Origin of the sequence: Pseudomonas viridiflava (genome assembly GCF_001642795.1) — a bacterium.
Classification (GTDB): domain Bacteria; phylum Pseudomonadota; class Gammaproteobacteria; order Pseudomonadales; family Pseudomonadaceae; genus Aquipseudomonas; species Aquipseudomonas viridiflava.
In genome coordinates, this window is record NZ_LKEH01000018.1 from 251,649 (window position 1) to 270,504 (window position 18,856).

Annotated in this window: 17 protein-coding genes; 11 read left to right on the forward strand and 6 right to left on the reverse strand. The window is 59.0% G+C overall.

What is annotated here, in order from left to right:
* The first annotated feature begins 204 nt into the window (after window positions 1-204).
* On the forward strand, window positions 205-1,125 hold the full coding sequence (locus tag AO065_RS04990) for a LysR family transcriptional regulator (RefSeq protein WP_032652023.1): 921 nt from the start codon (window positions 205-207) through the stop codon (window positions 1,123-1,125).
* 90 nt (window positions 1,126-1,215) lie between these two features.
* On the opposite strand, the gene AO065_RS04995 is transcribed toward AO065_RS04990, so the two are convergent.
* The 5 genes from AO065_RS04995 to AO065_RS05015 form a co-directional block, all read right to left on the reverse strand.
* On the reverse strand, window positions 1,216-3,069 hold the full coding sequence (locus AO065_RS04995; RefSeq protein ID WP_004886047.1) for an ABC transporter ATP-binding protein: 1,854 nt from the start codon (window positions 3,067-3,069) through the stop codon (window positions 1,216-1,218).
* Between the two features lie 454 nt (window positions 3,070-3,523).
* Entirely contained in the window at window positions 3,524-5,230 is a 1,707-nt protein-coding gene (locus tag AO065_RS05000; protein WP_004886039.1) for an amidase, read from the reverse strand.
* Window positions 5,231-5,285: 55 nt separating this feature from the next.
* Window positions 5,286-6,263: an endonuclease gene (locus tag AO065_RS05005; RefSeq protein ID WP_004886037.1), complete on the reverse strand. Its 978-nt coding sequence runs from the start codon at window positions 6,261-6,263 to the stop codon at window positions 5,286-5,288.
* A 67-nt stretch (window positions 6,264-6,330) separates the two neighbouring features.
* Window positions 6,331-6,729 (reverse strand): helix-turn-helix domain-containing protein, encoded by a 399-nt coding sequence (locus AO065_RS05010; protein WP_004886035.1) that lies wholly within the window; start codon window positions 6,727-6,729, stop codon window positions 6,331-6,333.
* 2 nt (window positions 6,730-6,731) lie between these two features.
* Complete coding sequence (locus tag AO065_RS05015; protein ID WP_004886028.1) at window positions 6,732-7,094, reverse strand: DUF2946 family protein; 363 nt, start codon at window positions 7,092-7,094, stop codon at window positions 6,732-6,734.
* Window positions 7,095-7,528: 434 nt separating this feature from the next.
* On the opposite strand from AO065_RS05015, the gene AO065_RS05020 reads away from it, so the two are divergent.
* From AO065_RS05020 to AO065_RS05055, 8 genes are all read left to right on the forward strand, one after another.
* The gene (locus AO065_RS05020) at window positions 7,529-8,380 is read left to right on the forward strand and encodes a MurR/RpiR family transcriptional regulator (protein ID WP_004886026.1); all 852 of its coding nucleotides are present in this window, start codon (window positions 7,529-7,531) and stop codon (window positions 8,378-8,380) included.
* Between the two features lie 39 nt (window positions 8,381-8,419).
* Window positions 8,420-8,977, forward strand: coding sequence for a D-alanyl-D-alanine dipeptidase (gene ddpX, locus AO065_RS05025; protein ID WP_004886021.1), 558 nt, complete (start codon window positions 8,420-8,422; stop codon window positions 8,975-8,977).
* Window positions 8,978-9,135: 158 nt separating this feature from the next.
* Entirely contained in the window at window positions 9,136-10,692 is a 1,557-nt protein-coding gene (locus tag AO065_RS05030) for an ABC transporter substrate-binding protein (protein ID WP_004886017.1), read from the forward strand.
* 114 nt (window positions 10,693-10,806) lie between these two features.
* Window positions 10,807-11,823, forward strand: coding sequence for an ABC transporter permease (locus AO065_RS05035; RefSeq protein WP_004886016.1), 1,017 nt, complete (start codon window positions 10,807-10,809; stop codon window positions 11,821-11,823).
* Between the two features lies 1 nt (window position 11,824).
* Entirely contained in the window at window positions 11,825-12,724 is a 900-nt protein-coding gene (ddpC, locus tag AO065_RS05040) for a D,D-dipeptide ABC transporter permease (protein WP_004886013.1), read from the forward strand.
* Entirely contained in the window at window positions 12,721-13,761 is a 1,041-nt protein-coding gene (locus tag AO065_RS05045) for an ABC transporter ATP-binding protein (RefSeq protein ID WP_004886011.1), read from the forward strand. Before ddpC ends, AO065_RS05045 begins: the two co-directional genes overlap by 4 nt.
* Window positions 13,758-14,750, forward strand: coding sequence for an oligopeptide/dipeptide ABC transporter ATP-binding protein (locus tag AO065_RS05050; protein ID WP_004886010.1), 993 nt, complete (start codon window positions 13,758-13,760; stop codon window positions 14,748-14,750). Before AO065_RS05045 ends, AO065_RS05050 begins: the two co-directional genes overlap by 4 nt.
* 74 nt (window positions 14,751-14,824) lie before the next feature.
* Entirely contained in the window at window positions 14,825-15,229 is a 405-nt protein-coding gene (locus tag AO065_RS05055) for a winged helix-turn-helix transcriptional regulator (RefSeq protein ID WP_198430951.1), read from the forward strand.
* Between the two features lie 403 nt (window positions 15,230-15,632).
* On the opposite strand, the gene AO065_RS05060 is transcribed toward AO065_RS05055, so the two are convergent.
* Complete coding sequence (locus AO065_RS05060) at window positions 15,633-17,255, reverse strand: methyl-accepting chemotaxis protein (RefSeq protein WP_004886001.1); 1,623 nt, start codon at window positions 17,253-17,255, stop codon at window positions 15,633-15,635.
* A 330-nt stretch (window positions 17,256-17,585) separates the two neighbouring features.
* On the opposite strand from AO065_RS05060, the gene AO065_RS05065 reads away from it, so the two are divergent.
* Entirely contained in the window at window positions 17,586-18,089 is a 504-nt protein-coding gene (locus tag AO065_RS05065; protein ID WP_004886000.1) for a cupin domain-containing protein, read from the forward strand.
* 83 nt (window positions 18,090-18,172) lie between these two features.
* Window positions 18,173-18,817 (forward strand): TetR/AcrR family transcriptional regulator, encoded by a 645-nt coding sequence (locus tag AO065_RS05070; protein ID WP_004885997.1) that lies wholly within the window; start codon window positions 18,173-18,175, stop codon window positions 18,815-18,817.
* Window positions 18,818-18,856: the final 39 nt, after the last annotated feature.

The window sequence follows — 18,856 nt, forward strand, 5'->3', positions numbered from 1 at the left end:
CTTGCCGGCGATGCTTTTTCTGAAGCGATCTATCAGTGACTGAACTGAAGCCATCGCCGGCAAGCCGCCTCCCACGGGGTATGCATTCAGTCAGTCACTTTCGTTTTGCCCCCCGGTTTTGCGCGTCTTGCGGACTTGTATATAACGATGAGCGCGTGGGAACGATCATCAATGGACGATGAACGTCTGGAGCATTGGACACGTATGGAAATTCACAACCTGAACGACATCGCCGCTTTCGTGAGTTCGGTGAACGCGGGTAGCTTCACCGCTGCGGCCAGGCAACTGGGGCTCACGCGTTCGGCAGTCGGCAAATCGATTGTGAGGCTGGAAGCTCGATTGCAGGTGCGTCTGCTCAACCGGACAACCCGCAGCCTGAGCCTGACGGACGACGGTCAGGTCCTCTACGAACGCTGTGTTGGCATCCTTCAGGATCTGGACGATGTCGAGGACGCACTGGCGTTTCGTCGTTCGACACCCAGCGGCCGATTGCGCATGAGCCTGCCGGTCGCCTTGGGCAGGCTCCACGTTCTGCCTCACATTGAACGCTGTCTGAAGGACTGGCCTTCGCTAAGCGTCGACGCGACGTTTTCTGATCGTCTGGTAGACCTCATTGACGAAGGATTTGATCTGGCGATGCGGATCGGCCCGCCCAAAGAGGATTCCCGGCTGCTGACGCGCACCGTTGCGTACCAGCAGATGATCACCTGCGTTTCACCGCACTACCTCGCCGAACACCCAGAACCCCGGACGCCCGAGGAGCTGTCTGCGCACGAATGCCTGCATTTCGTCAGCGGGGGAAGATTGCTGCCGTGGCATTTCCGGGTACACGGTCAAACAATCGCTTTCACGCAAGGCGGACGGCTGCAGATGGACAGCGCTGAAGCGCTGCATCAGTCCGCGTTGGCAGGTTTGGGCATCACGACGCTTCCGTCTTATGTCGTGAGTCATGACCTGCGCAGCGGTAAGCTGGTTCGAGTGCTCACCGATTACGCTGAGGCCGCAGAGCCCATCCGCATCATCTACCCCAGCAAGCGGCATCTTTCGCCCAAGATACGGTTGTTTATCGACCGGCTGGTGGAGGCGTGGTCGCCGTGTGCTCCTTGGGAAGAGGGTCGGGATTGATGACCTGACTGGTGACGTGCGTGGTCGCCGTCAAACCACTCGTTCAAGACCGCATTCGCCCGCCGTTGCGGCGGGCGATTGGCTTTCAACCTAGTCCATCACCTCGGCCACACCCTGATCTTCTCCCAGAAAACCACCGCTCTGGTGCTGCCACAACCGCGCGTAGGTGCCATTCCTTTCGAGCAGTTCGCTGTGGGTGCCTTGCTCGATGATGCGTCCGTTGTCCATCACGATCAGCCGGTCCATGGCTGCAATGGTGGACAACCGATGGGCGATGGCGATGACGGTCTTGCCTTGCATCATTTCATCGAGGCTTTCCTGGATGGCCACTTCGACTTCCGAATCCAGCGCGCTGGTCGCTTCGTCGAGAAGAAGAATCGGAGCATTCTTGAGCATCACCCGGGCAATCGCGATGCGTTGGCGCTGGCCGCCCGACAGCTTGATGCCGCGCTCACCTACCAGCGTGTCGTAGCCGCTGTGGCCTTGCTTGTCGGTCAACTGATTGATGAACCCGTCAGCCTGAGCATTGATCGCAGCCCTGTGGATATCTTCGTCGGTCGCATCCGGCCGGCCGTAAGCGATGTTGTCGCGAATCGAGCGGTGCAGCAGCGACGTGTCCTGCGTGACCATACCGATCGCGCTGCGCAGGCTGTCTTGGGTGACGTGCGCGATGTTCTGCCCGTCGATGCTAATCTCGCCGCTGTCCACGTCGTAGAAGCGCAGCAGCAGGTTGATGAGGGTGGATTTGCCCGCACCGGAGCGGCCCACCAGACCGATTTTCTCGCCCGGACGGATGCTCAGATTCAGGCCATCGAGCACCTGACGTTCGCCGTTGTAGTTGAAGCTGACGTTGTCGAACTTCACCGCGCCGCCAGAGGTGACCAGCACGCCTGCATCTGGCGCATCCTGAACCTTGGGACCGCGGGTCAGGGTTTCCATACCGTCCTGTACCGTGCCGATGTTTTCGAACAGCGAGGTCATTTGCCACATGATCCAGTGCGACATGCCGTTGACGCGTAACGCCATGGCGGTAATGGCCGCCACTGCGCCTGTGCCGACTTCACCTTGGTGCCACAGATACAGGGCGTAGCCGCCAGCGGCCATGATCAATGCGACGACCAGGGCCTGATTGACGATCTCGAACTGGCTGACCAGACGCATCTGGCGAAAGCCGGTCTGCTTGAAATCTTCCATCGCGGCGCGTGCGAAGTGCGCTTCACGTTTGGAATGGGAGAACAGTTTCACTGTCGTGATGTTGGTGTAGGCGTCCGAAACACGTCCGGTCATCGATGACCGTGCGTTGGCCTGTTCCTGGCCGACCTTTCCCAGACGAGGCACGAAATACATCATGGCCAGCCCGAACAGTGCAATCCACGCGAGAAAAGGCAGCATCAGTTTCAGGTCGAAGCCGCCCGCCAGCGCGATGATCGCAATGAAATACACGCCGATGCCGGGCGCGATCTCGATAAGGGTGAACAGCACTTCGCGAACGGAGAGCGCCGTCTGCATCACCTTGGTCGTGACCCGGCCGGAGAACTCGTCGGAAAAGAACGAAAGGCTTTGCCGCAGCATCAAGCGATGGAAGTCCCAGCGCAGCCGCAGCGGCAGATTGATCGCCAGTACCTGATGCTGAACCATGGTTCTCAACGCCACCAGCCCGATGCTGACCACCAGGATGATGCCGATGCCCCACAGCACTTGGCTTTCCTGTCCGCTGACCTCACCGCCAGCCTTCCACGTCGAGAGCAGATCCACGACCTGCCCGAGAAAGGAAAACAGCCAGGCTTCGTAAATCGACACACTGGCGCCCAGTAATGCCAGAGCGAGGATGTAACCGCGGGCGCCCCGTGTGCAGGCCCATAGAAATTTCACCAGGCCTTCAGGCGGTGGTGGTGTTTCGTCGGGCGGGAAAGGGTCAAGCCGTTTTTCAAATGCCTGAAGCATCAGCAGTCTCCATGGGAATCAGTTGAATCGATCCTGTCGTTGCGCTGTACGTTGAGCTTGGGCTAAGGCACCGCACTCAATAATCAAAGTGGAGCTATGCGTAAAGTCAGTCAGTAGCAGACCTGCTGCAGGAGCAGGGGTTGCACTTGCAAGCATCGGATTGTGGAGGAGGGCAAGCTGCCTCTTCTCAAAACTCTGTCATTTACCGAAATGCACGCATGCCTGCTTCTGCCCGAAGGGCGTGGGAGTTCTCGGAGGTTACGACGGCAGCGATGGGCTGCGCAGCGGCCCCTGGTTACATCTGACATACCGTGTGTGCGGGTCTTGCTGCCGGTTCCCGGCAGATCGCCGGCAAGCCGCCTCCCACAGTCCGGTGTTTGCTGCGCGACAGCGTTCAGTCAGACACTTTTGCTCGCCCGCACCTGCGGCGGGCGAACACTCCCTTGCAACTGCGTCAGTTACCCAGCGGTGGCGTGCGAGGCGGGATCACGCGTTTGCTACCCATCGATTCAAAGGCCGAGGCAAAACGCAGCAGGTTGGAATCGTCATACGCACGACCGGCGAAGGTCAGCCCGACAGGCATGCCGATATCGGCCATCAGACCCATCGGCACGGTAACGGTCGGTACGCCCAGATGACGGATGGCGAGGTTGCCGTTGGCGACCCAGACGCCGTTGCTCCAGGCGATGTCGGCGGATTGGATGTTGACGTCCGCATCGGCAGGGCCAACGTCGGCCACGGTGGGGAACAACACGGCATCGAGGCCGAGTTTTTCCATCCAGTCTTCAAGGTCTATGCGGCGCGTCTGTTCCAGTCCGCGCAGGCCGTCCGGCAGCGTCGGGATTTCGTTCCAGGGCGTGATGCCGCGCTCGGCCATGCGTACGTATTCATCCATGCCTGCCGCCAGATCGTCTTCACGATTGGGCAGGGTGCCAGGGTCGTGCGGGAAGATTTTCGGCCCGTCGACATCGGCCAGGCGGTTCAACGCCGGGTCGCCGTTGGCGCGCAGGAAGTCATCGAATGCCCAGCCGGAAAGATCCCACAGTTCGTGGTGCAGAAACTCTTTCGAGACCAGCCCGCGGGTGAACACCGTTGGCGCGCCGGGACGATCACCTTCGCAGTTGGAAACCAGCGGGAAGTCGACGTCGATCACTTCGGCGCCAGCTGCAACCAAGGCCTGGCGTGCGTCTTCCCAGAGGTCGATCACCGAAGGCCGGGTGATGATGCGCTGGCCGGTCGGCCCACCGATACCGGGTTTTTCAGCGGTGCCTGCATCAGGGTCGGCATTGATGTACATGCGCGGCACACCGAAGCGCTTGCCGGCCAGATTCTCTGCGCCAGCACTCAACTCCGTGTAGGCGGCAGGGCGTACCGAGGCGACGGATGGAATCGGCACCCAGGGCTGCAGGCGCCACAGATCGCCGCGTGTTTCCGGGTCTTCGGCGACGATGACATCCAGCACTTCCAGCAGGTCGGCCATGGTTCTGGCGTAGGGCACGACCACGTCCATGGTCGGCGTCAGCGGCCAGTTGCCGCGCACCGATATCACGCCGCGCGAAGGGGTATAGGCGCACAGACCGTTGTTGGAGGCCGGGCCGCGTCCGCTCGACCAGGTTTCCTCGGCCATGCCGAACGCCGCGAAGCTGGCGGCGGTGGCGGTGCCTGCGCCGTTGGACGAGCCGGAAGCAAAGGGCGCGGTGAGGTAGTTCGCGTTGTAGGGGCTTTCGGCGCGTCCATACACGCCGCGCTGCATGCCGCCATTGGCCATCGGCGGCATGTTGGTTTTGCCCAGGCAGATGGCGCCGGCAGCACGCAGACGGCCGATGGTGAAGGCGTCTTTCTGGGCAACCAGATCGACAAACGCCGGGCTGCCCGACGCGGCTGTCAGGCCCTTGACCAGATAACTGTCTTTGGCGGTGTAGGGAATACCGTCGAGGGGGCTCAGCGTTTCGCCTTTCGCCCGACGCGCGTCAGACGCTTGCGCCTCGGCAAGCGCCTCAGGGTTAGGCACCACCAGAGCGTTCAGTGCCGTGGCAGTGTTTGGTCCGTCATAGGCTTCGATGCGTGCAAGGTACGCCTGAACCAGCTCGACGGCAGTGGTCTGGCCGGATTCAAGCGCCGCGCGCAGCTCGGCAATGGAGACTTCTGTGACTTCGATCATGGGATTCTCACCGACGGCTGATAGGGAACGGCACAGGCGCTCGCGTTGTGTGCACTCAGGTGCAGTTGCCTGCTTTGCGATAGCCCGCCGCCCTGGCTTTGGATTCAGAGTCGAAGGATATCCGATTTTTCGACGAGACTTTATCGTAGCTCGGGCAGCCCTGCGGCAGGTGATAGATATGGCTGTTGAGGTTGCCGATGATCACGCCTGCCGAGGATGCGCGAGGTGCAGGTTTCTTCGCGTCAGGCTGCGTTGTGGCCTGGGCGGTTTTCTGCGGGATGGCGCTGACCACGCCGTCGCCGACCGGCTTGTAGCCTTGCGTCCAGGTACGGGCACGGCTGACGAACGGATTGGCATGGCCCATGACGGTCGCGATGCGACGATCACGTTCCTTTTCCCACGCCGTCACCGGGTATTGCTTGTCCCAGGCCATCAACAACTGTTGCTGCTGACGCGACATGTTCAGGTTGTATCGATCGAACATGTAAAAAGTGGTGCGGGCAACCATGCCTTTCACTTCGTCACGCGGTTCGGCAACGTTCTGCTGGAAATCGACCTTGGTCTTGCACTGTCCATACTGCGGCGCCACGCCTGAGGCCATGCCGTAGTTGTAATTGTTGCGGTCGCCGTTCACTTCGCCCACTGCCGGGTAAAGGTTGAACAGGTCGGCTTCCATGGCCTTGAACACCGGGTCATCGTTTTCGCAAAATTCGCGTCCGCCTTTCTGCCAGCACTGACGCTGATGGCCGAAGGTCCAGGCCGGTACGATGTGCTCCCACTCGGTACGCTCTGCACGGTTCTCCTGTTTGCGGGCCTGCAGGCCACAGGAGTCGGCATCGATGCGGCCACCTGATTTTCCGACCCAGGTCCATTTGCAGCCGCAATAAAGATCGCCCTGAGCACTGCTGGCCTGATCGAGATAGATCTTTTGTTTGGCAACCACCTTGGCCTCGGAGAAGGTCGAAGGCGGCTCTGCGAAAGCGGGGTTGATAGCGAGGAACGACAGCGTCAATACGTAAAACAGAAATTTCATGAGTCAGCATATTTCAGGTTCAGGGGCGCGCATTGTACTCATGACAGCCCGAGCGTAAACGTATGATTCAGCTCGATTCCAGTTGCGCCTTGAAGCGTGCACGGTGTTCTCTGGGCGTGGTGCCGAAGGCTTTGATGAACCGGCGGATCAGCGTTGCCTCGCTGCCCATGCCGCAGCGTTGTGCGATTTCCTTGAGGGGTTTGCTCGACGTATCCAGCAGATGACGCGCCGCTTCCAGGCGGATCGACTCGACCATTCGGCTCGGTGTGCGGCCGGTGCTTTCACGGTATTTGCGGATGAAGGTCCGCTCGCTCATATTCATGAAATCGGCGAGCGCGGTGACGGATAAATCATCACACAGATGCACATTCATCCAGGCATGAAGGTCGGAAAACTGGCTGCTCTTCGATTGCAACGCCAGCGAGGAACTGAACTGGTCCTGATCGCCGGGACGCTTGAGAAACATGATCAGATGCCGGGCCACAGGTAGCGCGGAGGCGGCTGTGCCCAGGAGCGGACGGTGATCGGTGAAATGCTTTTTGCCGGAGCCAGATTCAGCATCCAGTCGCAGGCGTGGCTGGCCGTCAGCACAGTGAAGGAGGAGCACACCGGGCAGGACAGCTGAGGGAGCGCGTGCTGCTTCTGATCAGACTCGCTGGCGTCCAGGCCCGCGCTGCCTGAGCCATCCAGCGAACAGTAACCTCCGTTCAGACCGCTGAGCGCCAGACCGCCCATTTGTCCGTGATGCAAACCGCAGAAAAAAAGGCTCAGCAGGACGCTGGCGTAGAGCGTCCATGCAATAAGCGACCTTTGATCACGGGTTATTTTCATGGGGCGCAACTCTATCACTGCCCCGTTTTTTCAAGCAGTCGCCGAGTGTGGCGAATCGTCGCAGCCGATGAGTCAGCCCGATAATTGATAGAGGGTTAACCGCACCGTGGAGATGGGGCTTGATGAAAAGTGACAAGTTAGATGAATTAAAGATGCCTGGTATGTAAAACCTGACCATTGATGAATATCAAATAGTTACTGGTGAAAAGCCGACACTGTTTGTCGTCTTTGCTGCGCATTCAAATGCCCGATGAAAGTGCATGCTGGATAAGCGTGCACCGGTGTGAAGCGTCATTATCACTAAATTAAAACGTATTGAAAAAAGCGTTGTACCGTCACGAAATGTCTATGTTATGTTGATAACAGCGTTGCAGTTTTTGATCGATTGGTAACATTCCTGGTTTCACTTGCCTGTCAGAGTGGCGGAAGACGTGATGGAAAAAACCAGCTTTCTGGAAGCGCTTGAACAGCAATTCGCGGACCTGACACCCACGGGAAAACGGATCGCGGGTTATCTGTTGGCCAATCCGCAGAAGTTGCCTTTCGAGACCGCTGACAGCATCGCGTTGCAGGCGGGCACGACCGGCATATCGGTAGGGCGTTTCCTGCGTTCATTGGGTTATCGCAACATTGATGACGTGAAGCGCAGTTTGAGAGGCGATGAGGGCGGGCTCTGGGTATTGACCGATCGACTCGGCGCCTTCCGGGAAGAAGCCAGTCATGGGGACACGCTCGAAAGGTCGATGAAGCGCGAAGTCGAGGCCATTCAGCGCGTGTATGCGCTGGCCCGGGGTGAGGTGTTCGCGAAAATTGTCGAGCGGTTGTCGAGCGCGGATGCGGTGTTCATCGTGGGTATTCAAACCACGCGCGGCATTCTCAATGCGTTCTTCAGCCACCTGGAGTACATCAGGCCCAAGGTTTATTACGTGGATGGGTTGTCTGGAACATATGCCGAATCGCTCAATTCCGGATTCGATAATCCGTATGCCGTGATTGCCGACTTTCGTATGTATTCGGCCGTGGCCCGCACCTTTTGCGAAGTGGCCGAGCAGCGAAATCTGCCCCTGGCCTTTATTACCGATTTTCAATGTCCCTGGGCGCGGGATTACCCCACGGATTTGTTGCAGCTTGACATGGACGTCGGACAGTTTTGGGACTCGCTGGCACCCCTGGCCTCTTTGCTCAATTTGATGGTTTCAGCGGTGGCGGAAAGTTACGGCAATCGCCTTGATGAGCGACTGGCCAAAAACCGCGAGTTGCAAAAACTGTTTGGTCAGTTCGATTGAGTTCCATTTCATTGCCATTGCAGGCTTCGGAGTTGCCGAGTGAATAACAATCCCCTGATCGAAGTCGACGCCCAGGCGCTTCAGGTCGAGATCGATCTTATCTACGCCAGCGCCGACAACCTGGCGGGCAAACGCATCTACCAGGATTCGCGCTGCCTGTTGCACCGCGATGCGGAAGTCTGCCTGCGCAAGGCGAGTGATCTGGCCCGACAGGCCGGTCTGACGCTGCGCATCTTCGATGCCTACCGCCCGGCCTACGCGCAGTACCTGCTGTGGGACGCGCTGCCGAACTCGGAATACGTCAGAGACCCCGGCCTTGGCTCGCACCACACGCGTGGTGTTGCAGTGGACCTGACCCTGGTCGATGCCTCGGGTGAGGCGCTGGACATGGGCACCGGTTTTGATGACATGCGCGAGAAGTCCCATCAGTTTCATGCAGACCTCCCCGTTGAGGTGCAGCGCAATCGCCTGCTGCTGCTGGGCATCATGTTGTCGGCAGGGTTCACCTACATCGACAGCGAATGGTGGCATTACGAATTGCCCGGTGCGGATGATTATCCCTTGATCGATGACGTTTCGGTCGCACCTGCACATTGAATCAAAGACCGTGAAAACCGACCGGGGCGCCAAAGAATCCCGGCAATCACTATCAGCGTCATGAGCAAACACAGAGGCCGTCAGGCGTCTTTTTACTGCCCGGTATAGCTTCAATAAAAAACCGACGAACTTCCCTATCGAATGATCAAGGAACCGGCATGAACTCCATCGTTAAACCCAAGAATCTGGTACTCGCCCTGGTTGTCACAGCCATGGGGCTGGGCGCCTGGCAGTCGGCCAGCGCCGCCGTCGCCCAGGACACGCTGATGATCGGCAAACCAGCCGATCCGCAGACCCTCGACCCTGCCGTGACCATCGACAACAACGACTGGACCGTGACCTATCCGGCCTATCAGCGGCTGGTGACCTACAAGGTCGAGAACGGCAAGGGCAGCACCGAGGTTCAGGGAGAACTGGCCAGCACCTGGACCACTTCGGCAGACGGTCTGACCTGGGAGTTCAAGCTCAAACCGGGCAATAAATTCGATGACGGCTCGGAGGTGAATGCCGAGGCGGTCAAGTTCTCGTTCGACCGGGTAATGAAGCTCAAGCAGGGTCCGTCCGGCGCCTTTCCCGAGGACATGACAGTCTCGGTGGTTGACCCCATGACGGTGCGCTTCGTACTGACCGCGCCTTACGCACCTTTCCTGTCGACCCTGGCCCACAACGGCGCTGCCATCGTCAATCCGGCTGCTGCCAGACATGCCGAAGGCGCCGAAGCCTATCTCTCGACCCACACCGCAGGGTCGGGCGCGTTCAAGCTGACCAACTGGCAAAAAGGCCAGACGCTGACGATGGAGCAGAACAGCTATTACGCAGGGCCCAGACCCACCCTGCAAAAGGTGGTGATCAAGATCATCGGTGAGGCGTCGGTGCGCAGGCTGCAACTGGAGCACGGCGACCTCGACATCGTCGAAGACATGCCGGAGGACCAACTGGCAGCGTTGAGCAAGAAGTCAGGCGTGGTGATCGGCGATTTCCCTTCGCTGCGGGTCACGCTGCTGTACCTCAACACCCAGAAAGGCCCGATGAGCAACCCTGATGCGCGCCGCGCGGTGATCGAGTCGCTGGATTACAACGGCATCATCACCGGGATTCTGGGCGGCAAGGCCAAGCCGCTCAACGGTCCCATTCCGCAGGGCATGTGGGCCTACGATGAAAAGCTGGCGCCCATGCAGCAGGACCTTGCCAAGGCGAAAGCCGATCTGGCCAAAGTCTCGCCCAAGCTGAGCAACCTGACGTTCATGTATTCCGACAAGGACCCCAACTGGGAACCGATCGGCCTGACCTTGCAGGCCGGGCTGCAGTCGCTGGGCGTTAACCTCAAGATGGAAAAACTGGCCAACGCCAGCATGCGTGAGCGGTTGGGCAAAGGTGACTTCGACGTGGCCATCGGCTCGTGGAGCCCGGACTTCGCCGACCCCTACATGTTCATGAACTTCTTTTTCGATTCCCGGCTCAAGGGGCTGGCGGGTAATCGCTCGATGTACGAGAACCCTGCGGTCGACAAACTGATTCGTGAGTCCGCGACCACGCTGGACATGGGCAAGCGCGTCGAACTCTATCAGCAGGCCCAGAAGATCGTGCTGGCTGACAGCGTGTATGCCTATCTCTATCAGAAGGCCTACACCGTGCCGATGAGCGATAAGGTCAAAGGCTACGTGTTCAATCCGATGCTGGAACAGGTGTTCAACGTCGGGACCATTACCAAGTAAGTCCGCTCTCGTAAACGCTGTGCGCGCGTGACCTGGCCGGAATGGCGAGGTCACGGCAGCGCGGTGTTCGCGAAACGTTTTGCTCTGCCCACTGTACGTGTACCGAGGTGCCTGATGGCCTTCCTGAATATCTTGCGCAAACGCGTGGGCGGTCTTCTGCTCGTGGTGTTTGGCGTGTCGTTGATCACGTTTTCGATCTCCCACCTGATCCCTGGCGATCCAGCCCGTTTGATCGCCGGTGACCGGGCGACCGATGCAATCGTGGAAAACATTCGCCACCAATTGGGGCTTGATCTGCCGCTCTATCAGCAGTACGGCCGCTACATGCTCGATCTGCTGCACGGTGATCTGGGCACATCGATCCGTACCAACCGTCCTGTGCTTGAAGACCTTCAGGCGTTCTTTCCGGCGACCCTTGAGCTGGCGCTGGTGGCCCTGACCCTGTCGATTCTCGTGGGTGTTCCGCTGGGTGTGCTGTCGGCGGTGTACCACAACCGATTCATCGATCAGGTGGCGCGAACGCTGGCGGTCACCGGCATTTCTACTCCGGCGTTCTGGCTGGGGCTTGGGCTGATCGTGCTGTTCTACGGCCATTTGAACTGGCTGCCGGGCAGCGGGCGTCTGGACGAAGGGCTGCAACCGCCGCCTACGGTCACTGGCTTTTACCTGATCGATACGCTGCTGGCGGGCGATACCGCACTGTTCTTCAACGCGCTGAAACACCTGATTCTTCCGGCGATCACCCTGGGGTTCGTCAACCTCGGCATCGTGGCGCGCCAGATCCGCTCGGCCATGCTCGATCAGCTTGGCGAAGACTACATTCGCACGGCCCGGGCCTACGGGCTTTCCAAGTGGTCGGTGATTCTGAGACACGCGCTGCCGAACGCGTTGATTCCGTCGATCACAGTGCTGGGACTCACCCTGGGTGACTTGCTGTATGGCGCAGTCCTCACCGAGACCGTGTTCGCCTGGCCGGGCATGGGAGCTTACGTCGTCAAGTCGATCCAGTCGCTGGATTTCCCGGCGGTGATGGGCTTTGCCATCCTCGTGTCGTTTATCTATGTACTGCTCAATATGGTGATCGATCTGCTGTATCGCCTGGTCGATCCCCGTATTGGCGAGGTCAACTGAAATGTCCAGTCCTGTTGCCGCACCCATCGTCTCGCCGTTGCTCAAGTCCAATGACTGGCGGGAAAAATTCGCCTGGCTTGTCCATCAGATCGGACGCAGTCCGCTGACCATGGCCGGACTTCTGATCACGTTTCTGGTCCTGATGGTGATGCTCTTTGCGCCGTGGCTGGCGCCGCATGATCCCAATGCACTGAACCTCACTCAACGTCTGGCCGCACCCTCGGCTGCGCACTGGTTCGGCACTGATGAGGTGGGGCGTGATCTGTTCAGCCGTGTGCTGTACGGCAGCCAGCAATCGGTGGGCGTGGGGCTGTTTGTGGCCTTTGCTTCGTGCCTCGCCGGCGGGTTGCTGGGTTGTCTGTCGGGGATCATCGGTGGACGTTTCGACAGCCTGATCATGCGTCTCATGGACATCATGCTGTCGGTGCCTTCACTGGTGCTGATCATGGCCCTGGCCGCCGCGCTCGGCCCGAGTCTGTTCAACGCCATGCTGGCGATCACGCTGGTGCGGATTCCGTTTTATGTGCGCCTGGCGCGAGGGCAGGCGTTGAGCATTCGCCAGATGGGCTACGTCAAGGCGGCCGAGACCTTCGGCGCCGGACGCTGGCACATGGTCAGTTGGCACGTGGCGCGTAATGCCATGCCGCCGTTACTGGTGCAGCTCAGCCTCGACATCGGCGGCGCAATCCTGATGGCTTCGGCGCTGGGCTTCATCGGCCTGGGCGCACAGCAACCCACTGCAGAGTGGGGCGCGATGGTTGCAACGGGCCGCAATTACATCCTCGACCAATGGTGGTATTCGACGTTTCCCGGCATCGCGATTCTGATCACCGCGACGGGATTCAATCTGTTGGGCGACGGTATCCGGGATCTGCTGGATCCACGGCAGCAGGGGAAATGACCATGCAGACTCAGACAGCTATCACCTCGGGCGCGACGCAGCCTGTGCTGACCATCGATAATCTCAGCATTGAATTTCCTGCCTACAAGGGCACGGTCAAAGCGTTGAACGGCGTGTCGCTGCACGTCAAACCGGGCGAGATCGTGGGCGTCATCGGCGAGTCCGGTTCAGGTAAGTCCGTCACTGCGATGCTTAGCCTGCGCCTGCTGCCCGAGCGCTCCTATCAGGTCAAAAGCGGATCGCTGACCATTCTGGGGCGCGACATGTTGGCCGCGGCCGAACGCGATCTGTTGAAAGTGCGTGGGCGAGACGCTGCGATGATCTTTCAGGAGCCCATGACCGCGTTGAACCCGACCCGGCGCATCGGCCGCCAGATGCTGGATGTGATCATCCATCACCAACAGTTGAACAAGGCCCAGGCCCATGAAAAGGCGGTAAGCCTGCTGCGCGACATGCACATTGCCGATCCCGAGCAAATCATGAAGAGTTATCCGTTCGAGCTGTCCGGCGGCATGCGGCAGCGGGTGATGATTGCGCTGGCGTTTTCCTGCGATCCTCAGTTGCTGATCGCCGACGAGCCGACGACGGCGCTGGACGTCACGGTGCAACGCCAGGTGCTATTGCTGTTGCGTGAAAAGGCCCGTCAGCGAGGCACCGCCATTCTGTTGATTACCCATGACATGTCGCTGGTTTCGCAGTTCTGTGATCGGGTCTATGTGATGTACACCGGCGCCGTGGTGGAGCAGGGCGTTACCCGCGAGGTGATGGCCGATCCGCGCCATCCCTACACCAAGGGGTTGCTGAGCGGCCTGCCGGAACAGGTCAGCCCGGGTCAGGACCTGATGACGATTCCGGGCCAGGTGCCGAATCTGTCAGCGCTGCCACAGGGTTGTACCTTCAGGGATCGCTGCAGTTTCGCCATGGCCCCATGCGCTCAGCGACCGCCCATGCAGACCATTGATGAGGCAACTGATCGCAAAAGCGCCTGCTGGCTGAGCGTGCCATCCCATTCCGTTGCTCAGGAGTCGCTGTCATGACTGCACCTGCATCCACATCTTCCAGGCCTGAAGGCGCTGCCATTCTGGGGCTGAACGATGTCCGGGTTCATTACCCGATGGGCAACGACTGGCTGGGCAGGCCCAAGGCCGTCGCACATGCCTTGAATGGCATCGACATCGAGGTGCGGGCGGGTGAAACGCTTGGCGTCGTCGGCGAATCCGGCTGCGGCAAAAGCACCCTTGCGCAACTGCTGATGGGGCTGATCAAGCCGACTTCGGGAACCTTGAACTGGGCGTACAACAATCCGCGTGAGCGCAGCAGCAATGTGCAGATCGTGTTTCAGGATCCCCAGTCGTCGCTTGATCCCCGATTGCCTGTCTGGAAAATCATCACCGAACCGCTGTTCGTGCAGCGTGCTGCCCCGCGTCGTGACATGCGCGAGATTGCGGCAAAGGTCGCTGCGCAGGTCGGGATTCGTCCTGAATACATGGACCGCTTTCCCCATCAGTTTTCAGGCGGACAGCGTCAGCGCATCGCCATTGCCCGGGCACTGTCGTCCAACCCGGATATCATCGTGCTCGATGAGCCGACCTCGGCGCTGGATATCTCCGTTCAGGCGCAGATCCTTAATCTGCTAAGCGAACTGCAGCGCACGCGCGAGCTGACCTACATTCTGATTTCACACAACGTGTCCGTCGTCCGCCACATGGCTGATCGGGTCGCGGTGATGTATCTCGGGCAGATTGTCGAACTGGGCAGCGCCTCGCAGGTGCTCGAACGTCCCCGGCATCCCTACACGCAGTTGCTGCTGGATGCCGTGCCTCGGTTGGGCGTGCCGATAGACGATGCACAAGCCTCGGCACCGACCGAACTGCCCGGCAACCGAAACCTGCCCACCGGCTGCTATTTCCGTGATCGCTGTCCGAAAGCGACCGCTGGATGTGAGCGTCCTCAGGCGCTGTTGCCTGTCAGGGATCTTGCCGCCGAGCAATGGCAGGTTCGCTGTCATCTGGCGTCTGCGTCGTGAGCGCAATGAACTCAAGGGTGCCTGATATGAAAAACCGGACGGACAAACCTGCCGAACTCAACATGCATGAAGAAATGCGCCGCGCATTCTCATTGCTGTCAGGCAAATGGAAGCTGGAAATCATGTGGCTGATCAATCAGCGCGTCTATCGTTTTGGCGAACTGCGCAAGGCCATTCCCGGCATCACCCAGCACATGCTGACCGCGCAACTCCGCGAGCTTGAGGCAGACGGGCTGTTGACGCGCACCGTGTTCGCCGAAGTGCCGCCGCGCGTGGAATATGAAATCACCGAAAAGGCCCGCGGGCTGGGACCGACCATGGAAGCGCTGACGATCTGGTGGCAGGAACATGGTGCCAGCGTGCCGGTCAGGTCGGCCGGGCGTGGTCGTGTTGCGCGGAGTCGGGCACGAAATCCAGTTGAAGACACGGGATGTCCTGATCAGGCAAAAACCGCTGACTGGCTCGGCGAAGTTTTGTGAAGAGACCTCGCCACATTTCCGACTTAGCGCTGTCGCGCAGCAAACCCCGGACTGTGGGAGGCACCACCACGTCTTCGACATAGCGCTGTCGCGCGGCAAACACCGGACCGTGGGAGGCGGCTTGCCGACGATGAACGATGACGCGATTTTCCTGACATTCCGCGTCGGCTGCATCGCCGGCAAGCCGCCTCCCACAAAAACGTGTTCAGTCAGCAGATTACGTGTTGTTTGATAAGAGGCGGCTTGCCGGCGATCTGCCGGGAACCGGCAGCAAGACCTGCACACACGGTATGTCAGATGCAACCTGGGGCCGCTGCGCGGCCCATCGCTGCCGTCGTAACCTGCGAGAGCTCCCACCCCCTCCGGGCAGAAGCAGAGTCCAGCACTTTTTCGGCAATCAGTCTTACAGCCTGAACCTGCCCACTTCCTGCTGCAGACTGGTCGCGAGATTTTTCAATCCACCGCTGGTCTTGAGCAATTCCTGAACGGACATGTTGTTCTGTTCTGCCATTTGTGCGGAACGCTCCACGCTGCGAGCGACATCCTGGCTGGCGACGGTTTGCTCGCGCAAGGCAAAGGATATCTGGTCCACCACATGCAGCACCTTGCTGGAGCTGTCGCGGATTTCGATAATCGCCTGGCCGGCGTTGCCTGCCATTTCCACGCCGTTGTTCACTTCCAGCACGCCGCTGCGCATGCTCTCGACGGTCTCTCTGACGCCGGCCTGGATTTTCTCGATCATGCCGGCAATCTCTTTGGTCGATTTGCCTGTGTTCTGTGCCAGCAGGCGCACTTCGTCGGCCACAACCGCAAACCCGCGCCCCTGCTCGCCCGCCCGTGCAGCTTCGATGGCGGCATTGAGCGCCAGCAGGTTGGTCTGGTCGGCGATACCTTGGATCACGCTGATAATCGACGAGATATGCTCAGAGTGCTGGCCCAGGCCTGAAACCTGCGTCGATGAATGCTGCACGGTTCTGGCGATGCCGTTCATGCTCGACAACGTATTTTCGATGACCTGCGCGCCTTCTTTGGATTGCTCACCCGAACGGCTGGCGATCTGATGGGCTTCGTCGGCGTTTTCGGAAACATGGTGAATGCTGACGGTCAGCTCTTCGATGGTGGCGGCCATCATCGAAGCCGAGGTGGACTGCTCCTGGATGGCGCCGGACAGTTGTTCGGAAGCACCGGAAATCTGCTGTACGGACACCACCAGTTGGTTCGAGGCCTGACTGATCTGTTGAATCATCTCGCGCAGGCGCTTCTGCATCCGGTCGAAGGCTTTGGGCAATTCGTCATGGCTGCTGGTGTCGATGACCGTGTCCAGCCTGCCATCGGCAATCGCTGTGGCGGCGTCGATGGCCAATTGCAGGCGTGCTGTGGTGCTGCGGCCCAGTACCGTTGCCAAAATCGCGGAAAGGAGCGCGGCCGCAATGCCGCCGCATATCAGAATCAGCAGTGCGAAGTGCTTGGCGTCGACCATGTTCTGGGTTCTGACGACCAGCAGCACGTTTTCCGCGGCGCTGATTTCGGCCAGGGTTGCACGCATGCTGTCCATCTTGGCTTTGTCGGCACCGGAGGTGATGCGCTTGTCCAGTTCATCATCAGGCAGATTGCGCGCGGTCAGATCCCTGCGCATGGCAACGATGGCGTTGACGTCATCTTCAAGCCAGCGCTTGTAGGTGTCTCCCAGCGAGGCGAGGCGTCGCTGTTGTTCGGGGTTGTCAGCGGTCAGCCGTTTGAGCGCATCGAGTTCTTCGCTGAAGCGCTTTTCGCCCGCGACAAGTGGCTCGAGAAAAGCATCTTTCGAGGCAATGACAAAACCGCGCATGCCGGTCTCGATGTTAATCAGCTGTTCCAGGGCCAACTGCGCTTCACTGAGCACCTGATAAGTGTGAACATTACTGTTGGTAGCGTCTTCGACCTGCTCGAATCCCCTGTAGGCGCTGGCTACCAGAACGGCGATCAGCACGACGATAGCGATAAAGCTGAAGTAAAGCTTCTGCGAAATGCTGAGCTTGTTGAGCATGGTGTCAGTCCTGAAACGTGCCTCCCTGGCAGTCCGATGATTTTTTTGTGAGAAGAGCGGCAGTGTTCAAAATTTTTAAGTGATGCCATTTAGATATCATGGTTTCGACTGTGCCTTGGTGAACTTGAGGGGCGAGCGTTAACTATTCGAAATATTGTGAAATAATTTTATTAACCGACTGTTTTTAAATGTTTTTTATTTGGATTTTGGTCGTAATTTATAACGCTTTAAAAGACGAAAGTTGATATTTTGACGGCATAAAGTTGACGGATGCTTGGTAACTTGATGGTCTAAGATGACTACTTCTCGACTGTCTCGGGCTGTGCGGCAATGACACATGACACCTCGCTTGAACTGGCTTCCCGTCTGATCCGCAACATCAATGAGGTCTCGCTCGAAAAGCAGGTTCGCGACCCGTTGTATGAAAGTCTGGCAGGGCAGTTGGCAACGGGAACGGCCGCCAGCAAGTTGGGCGCCTCCATCGATATCGTTGCGCCGGGCAAGCGCTCATGCCCTTATCATTTTCATCATGCGCAGGAGGAAATGTTCATCGTCATTGAAGGCGAAGGCAGCCTGCGGGTGGCGGACCAGATGTTGCCCATCAAGACTGGCGATGTGATCTTCATCCCACCCGGGCCGCAGTACCCTCACCAGATCATCAATACGTCGTCAGCACCTCTGAAATACCTGTCGATCAGCACACGTGAAAAGCCCGAGATCTGCGAATACCCCGACTCCGGCAAGTACCAGGCCATGGCGTCCGGTGAAGGCGCTGCTTTCGTGGCCAGGCAGCGGGTCGATCTGAATGTGGACTATTGGGATGGCGAGCCGTAAACCGGACACGCTTGTGCGCATGCGCAGCGTTTGCTGTGCCTGTATGCTTCTGCCGACTCAAACGTGAAGTAAACGAATTCATCATGTCCGAAAACGTGCCCGATCCCGCCGCAGCGCCAGCCGCCAAACGTCGTCGCATCCCGAAAGGTGATTTGCGTAAGGTCGATATCATCAAGGCAGCGCTGGTGATCTTTGCCCGCGATGGCTTTGCCGGTGCGTCGCTGTCGAACATCGCCAAGGTGGCAGGCATTTCCCAGGTCGGATTGCTTCACCATTTCCCCAACAAGCTGGCCTTGTTGCAGGCTGTACTCGACCATCGGGATCAGTACATCGCGACGCGCCTGCAGGACGCCCAGCAGGTGGCAACGCTGGAAGGATTTGTGGCGTTTCTGCAGTTCATCATGCGGTTCAGCATTGAAGATGCTTCTGTCAGTCAGGCGCTGATGATTATCAACACAGAGAGCCTGTCAGTCACCCATCCGGCGAATCGATGGTTCTGCGAGCGTTTTCATATCGTGCACAGCCATCTGCAGGCGCAGTTGAAGCTGCTGGTGCAGGCGGGCGAAGTGCGTGGGGACATCGACGTGAAACAGGTCAGTATCGAGTTGGCGTCGATGATGGACGGGATGCAGATCCAATGGCTTCGGTCACGTGCCGACGTGGACATCGAAGGTGCGTTCAACCGGTTCCTCGACCGAATGGTGTCGGACCTGCGGGTACGCCAGTAGAGAAGATGCTGTGCAGCCGGTTGGCAATCGGTGGTCGCG